We start from the raw sequence: 5064 nt of genomic DNA on the forward strand, positions 1-5064 counted from the left end.
TTTCGTCGCCGCGCGGCCCGCGCGGTGCATGCGCAGGCTTGTCCGCCTGCTGTTCCTGCGGCCGGCGCGGCGGCTGGCCCTGCTGCTGGCGTGCATCGGCCGCACCATCCGGGTGCCGGGCCGACGGCGCTTTGGCCCGCGTCGGCGCGGGACTTTTAGGTACATTCGACATGGGGGCGCATTATAATCCCGCCCATGAATTCCCAAACCGACCTCCCCCCCGCCCAGACCGGCGCCACGACGCCGCCGGCCGCCGACGACTCGGCCGCCAGTCACGCGCAGTTCGTCGACTGGATGCGCTCCGTCGCGCCCTATATCCACAAGTTCCGCAACAGCACGTTCGTCGTGGGGTTTGGCGGCGAAGTGGTGCAGCAGGGGCTGCTGAATGCGCTCGTGTCCGACATCGCGCTGCTGCAGGCGATGGGTATCCAGATCGTGCTGGTGCACGGCTCGCGCCCGCAGGTCGAGGAGCAGTTGAGCCTGCACGGTGTCGAATCCGAGTTTTCGCACGGCCTGCGCATCACCGATGCGCGCGCGCTCGAATCCGCGAAGGAAGCGGCCGGTGAAGTGCGTCTCGACATCGAGGCCGCGATCAGCCAGGGTCTGCCGAACTCGCCGATGGCGCACGCGCACATCAGCGTCGTGTCGGGCAACTTCGTGACCGCTCGGCCGGTGGGGATTCTCGACGGGGTCGATTTCGCGCATACGGGCATCGTGCGCAAGATCGACGCCGAATCGATCCGTCATTCGCTCGCGAGCCGCAAGCTCGTGCTGCTGTCGCCGCTCGGCTTCTCGCCGACCGGCGAAGCGTTCAACCTGTCGATGGAAGACGTGGCGTCGGCCGCCGCGATCGCGCTGCGCGCCGACAAGATCGTGTTCCTGACCGACGGCCCCGGCATCGTCGACGACGAAGGCGAGCTGATCCGCGAAATGTCGCTCGACGCGGCGGCCGAGCTGCTCGATTCCGGCAACGTCCAGGGCGACGACGCATTCTTCCTGAAGCATTCGATCCGCGCGTGCCGCGGCGGCGTGACCCGGGCGCACCTGATCCCGCAATCGCTCGACGGCAGCATGCTGCTCGAACTGTTCCTGCACGACGGCGTCGGCACGATGATCTCGTACGAGAACCTCGAAAGCCTGCGCGAAGCGACGCCGGACGACGTCGGCGGCATCCTGTCGCTGATCGAACCGCTCGAGTCGGACGGCACGCTGGTGCGGCGCGGCCGCCACCAGATCGAACGCGACATCGACCACTTCTCGGTGATCGAGCACGATGGCGTGCTGTTCGGCTGCGCGGCGCTGTATCCGTACCAGCAGGAGAAGATCGGCGAGATGGCGTGCCTGACGGTCGCGCCGGAAGCGCAGGGTTCGGGCGACGGCGAACGCCTGCTCAAGCGCATCGAGCAGCGCGCCCGCGCGCGCGGCCTCACGCATATCTTCGTGCTCACGACGCGCACCGAGCACTGGTTCCTCAAGCGCGGCTTCGTCAAGGTCAGCGTCGACGACCTGCCGGAAGACCGCCGCAAACTCTATAACTGGCAGCGCAAGTCGCTCGTGCTGATGAAACAGCTCTGAGCGCAGGCACGACTGCCCTCCCCCAGACCGATTACAGGAGAAGTACACGATGGCTCGAATGATCCAATGCGCGAAGCTCGGCAAGGAAGCCGAAGGCCTCGATTTCCCGCCGCTGCCGGGCGAACTCGGCAAGCGCATTTACGAGAGCGTCTCGAAGGAAGCGTGGCAAGGCTGGCTGAAGCAGCAGACGATGCTGATCAACGAAAACCGCCTGAACATGGCCGACCCGCGTGCGCGCCAGTACCTGATGAAGCAGACCGAGAAGTACTTCTTCGGCGACGGCGCGGACCAGGCGTCCGGCTACGTGCCGCCGACGGAAGGCTGATGACGCGTTGACGCGCGGCCGGCGCAAGTTGCCGGCCACACGCGCCAGAAAAAACGGCACCGTGTTTCGCACGGTGCCGTTTTCTATTAGGGACGCGCGTTCGGCACGTTCCGGCCTCGCGCGGGGCGGTATGCCGTGCGGCTCAGCCGGCCGGCTTCAACGCGCCGCCCTCGCCCGGCTGCGTGCTCCCGTCGGCCACCGGTTCCGCGCTGCCGCCTTCGGTGCCCCATTCGGCCGCGTCGCTGCGTTCGGCCGTCGACAGTTCGTCCGCGCGATATCCGGTGCGATTCAGCAGCGCCAGCATGCAGACGAGCGACACGAGCGCGTAAAGCCCCGATGCGACCGCGACGCCGACGATGCTGCCGGTCGAATTGAGGATCGCCTGCGCGAGCACGGGCGTGCCGCCGCCGACGACGAGCGCGCTCAGCTGGTACGCGAGCGACAGGCCCGTGTAGCGGATGTTCGCCGGGAACACGCGCGCGAGCACGCCGCCGACCGCGCCATAGAACATCGCCGACGGAATCGTCGAGATGCACATGCCCGCGACGGCCACCCAGTACGACCGTGTCGCGAGCGCATGGAACATCACGGGCATCAGCACGATTTCCGGAATCAGGATCCAGCACATCGCGCGGCGCATGTCGATCTTCGACACGAACCACGCGCCGACCGGCTGCATCAGGAACTGCACGACGAGCGAGATCGACAGGATGCCGAGGAACGTGCCCTGCGCGTAGCCGAGCTCCTTCGTCGCCCACGACAGCGCGAACGTGCTGCGGAAATACGTGACGTTGATCACCGGCAGCGTACCGGCCGCGAGCAGCACGACGACCCAGTGATCGCGCACGACGTCGCGCAGCGGCAGCTTCACGGTGCGCTTGCGCGCGAGCACGCGCTGCATGTCGGCCGACTCCTCGAGCTTCAGCCGGATCACCATGCCGATGATCACGAGCACGGCCGACAGCAGGAACGGAATGCGCCAGCCCCACATCAGGAACGACGGCGTCGGCAGCGCGCTCAGCGCGAAGAACGCGGCAGTCGCGAGCAGGTTGCCGGTGGGCGAGCCCTGCTGCGCGAACGCCGCATACAGGATGCTGCGATGCTTCGGCGCGTTCTCGCTCGCGATCAGCACCGCGCCGCCCCACTCGCCGCCGACCGCGACACCCTGCAGCACGCGCAGCACGACGAGGCCGGCCGGCGCCCAGACGCCGATCTGCGCATAGCCGGGCAACAGGCCGATGCCGGTCGTGGCCAGCCCCATCATCACCAGCGTGATCACGAGCGCGGTCTTGCGGCCGACACGATCGCCGAGATGCCCGAACACGATGCCGCCGAGCGGCCGCGCGGCGAAGCCGGCCCAGAACGTGACGAACGCCAGCAGCGTCGCGACGCCGGGATCCATCGTGCTCGCAAAGAACACCTTGCCGAACACGAGCGCAGCGGCCGTGCCGTAGATGTAGAAGTCGTACCACTCGATCGTGGTACCGACGAACGCCGCGAAGGCGGCGCGGCCGGGCCGCGGTTGCGGCGCGGCGGTCGGGGATTGCTGACGGCTCATCGATGTCTCCATGTTTGCGTGTCGGGGGCGCGACTGTCGCGCGCCTTTCCCGGGTGGCCGGCATCGCGCCGCCGGCCGGCGGCGTCGTGTCGATCGGAGGTTCCTAGCCGGGGGCCTCCCTCAGCACGCCGGCATCGAGCAGTTGCTGCTGGAGCGCGGGATCGACACCGAGGCGATCGAGCACCGCGCGCGTGTCGCCGCCGAGTGCGGGCGGCGGCGAACGATAGGTGGCCGGCGTACGCGACAGCTTCACCGGCGACGCCGTGCCGCGATACGCGCCGATCTCGACGAACAGGTTGCGGTGCAGCGCATGCGGATCGCGCGCAACGTCGGCGACCGTTCGCACCGGCCCGCACGGCACGCCGGCCGCCATCAGGTCGCGCGCGAGCGGCTCGCATGCGTGCGCGGCGAGCCGTGCTTCCAGTTCGGCCTTCAGCTCGGGCCGGTGCGCGCAGCGGCTGCGGTTGTCGACGAAGCGAGGATCGCTTGCAAGCGCCGGCACGCCGAGATGCGCGACGAGCCGCGCGAACTGCCGGTCGTTGCCGATCGCGAGGAAGATCGGCACGGTCGCCGTGCGATAGCTGTCGTACGGCGCGATGTTCGGATGCGCGTTGCCGCTGCGCTCCGGCACGCGCCCCGAGCCGAAGAAGTTCGGCAGGTGCGGATGCAGCAGCGACACGCCGCAGTCGTACAGCGCGATGTCGATCGACTGGCCCTGCCCGCTCTTCTCACGCTCCGCGAGCGCCAGCAGGATGCCCGCGAGTGCATTGAGGCCCGTGACCATGTCGACGATCGGCAGACCGATGCGCGTCGCGTCGCCGTCGCGCTCGCCGTTGACGCTCATCAACCCCGCCATCGCCTGGATCACCGCGTCGTAGCCGGGCAGCCCGCCAAGCGGGCCGCCTTCGCCGAAGCCCGTCACCGCGCAATGGATCAGGCGCGGGAAGCGCGGCTGCAGGTCGCGCGCGTAATCCATGCCCCAGCGCGCGAGCGTGCCGGGCTTGAAGTTCTCGACGAGCACGTCGGCCTTTTCGAGCAGACGCCACAGGATCGCGCGCCCCTCGTCGCGCGACAGGTCGAGCGCGAGCCCTTCCTTGTTGCGGTTCACGCCCATGAAATACCACGCGGTATCGCCGAGGAACGGCGGCCCCCAGCCACGCGTCTCGTCGCCGTCCGGCGGCTCGATCTTGACCACCGTCGCCCCGTGGTCGGCGAGCGCCTGCGTGCAGTACGGGCCGCCGAGCACGCGGCTCAGGTCGACGACCTTCAGGCCGTCCAGTGCGCCACGCGTCATGCTCATCGTTCGACCTCCGGCAGCAGGTCGAGCGCGGTGTCGAGTGCGATCGGCGTACCGCGCAGCAGCGCGTCGTACGCGGCCGATTCGTCGTCGCGCGATGCCGGCGCGAGCGGATCGACCGGCAGCAGCTTGTGGCGCACGATCAGATGCGCGAGCGCGAGCCGCCGGAAATCCGGCGCGAGCCGCACGCCCTCGCACGCCATCAGCACGGCCGCGCTCGCGTAGTACAGCGCGGACAGAGCGGGATAGCGGCGGGGAGGGAAAGAGTGTATAACTCGGGGAGGATAGTGGGGGTGGCCGGAGGGTTGA

The 5064-nt window shown here is 68.8% G+C and carries 4 protein-coding genes and 1 pseudogene; 2 read left to right on the top strand and 3 right to left on the bottom strand.

What is annotated here, in order from left to right; all coding sequences use genetic code 11:
• Positions 1-195 precede the first annotated feature (195 nt).
• Both argA and G3N99_RS34350 read left to right on the top strand, forming a co-directional pair.
• Positions 196-1575, top strand: coding sequence for an amino-acid N-acetyltransferase (gene argA, locus G3N99_RS34345; RefSeq protein WP_174941821.1), 1380 nt, complete (start codon positions 196-198; stop codon positions 1573-1575).
• 49 nt (positions 1576-1624) lie between these two features.
• Entirely contained in the window at positions 1625-1900 is a 276-nt protein-coding gene (locus G3N99_RS34350; RefSeq protein ID WP_006478357.1) for an oxidative damage protection protein, read from the top strand.
• A 142-nt stretch (positions 1901-2042) separates the two neighbouring features.
• On the opposite strand, the gene G3N99_RS34355 is transcribed toward G3N99_RS34350, so the two are convergent.
• From G3N99_RS34355 to G3N99_RS34365, 3 genes and pseudogenes are all read right to left on the bottom strand, one after another.
• The gene (locus G3N99_RS34355; protein WP_206124593.1) at positions 2043-3458 is read right to left on the bottom strand and encodes an MFS transporter; all 1416 of its coding nucleotides are present in this window, start codon (positions 3456-3458) and stop codon (positions 2043-2045) included.
• Between the two features lie 103 nt (positions 3459-3561).
• The gene (locus tag G3N99_RS34360) at positions 3562-4758 is read right to left on the bottom strand and encodes a CaiB/BaiF CoA-transferase family protein (RefSeq protein WP_206124594.1); all 1197 of its coding nucleotides are present in this window, start codon (positions 4756-4758) and stop codon (positions 3562-3564) included.
• Positions 4755-5064 (bottom strand): annotated as a pseudogene (locus G3N99_RS34365) (hypothetical protein); the annotation flags it as partial. The gene G3N99_RS34360 and the pseudogene G3N99_RS34365, both read right to left, overlap by 4 nt.

The sequence above is a fragment of the Burkholderia sp. Ac-20392 genome, assembly GCF_017104585.1.
In the GTDB taxonomy this organism is placed as follows: domain Bacteria; phylum Pseudomonadota; class Gammaproteobacteria; order Burkholderiales; family Burkholderiaceae; genus Burkholderia; species Burkholderia lata.

Coding starts and splice junctions, on each gene's coding strand:
- argA (WP_174941821.1), top strand. CDS start 196: ATGAATTCCCAAACCGACCTCCCCCCCGCCCAGACCGGCGCCACGACG.
- G3N99_RS34350 (WP_006478357.1), top strand. CDS start 1,625: ATGGCTCGAATGATCCAATGCGCGAAGCTCGGCAAGGAAGCCGAAGGC.
- G3N99_RS34355 (WP_206124593.1), bottom strand. CDS start 3,458: ATGAGCCGTCAGCAATCCCCGACCGCCGCGCCGCAACCGCGGCCCGGC.
- G3N99_RS34360 (WP_206124594.1), bottom strand. CDS start 4,758: ATGAGCATGACGCGTGGCGCACTGGACGGCCTGAAGGTCGTCGACCTG.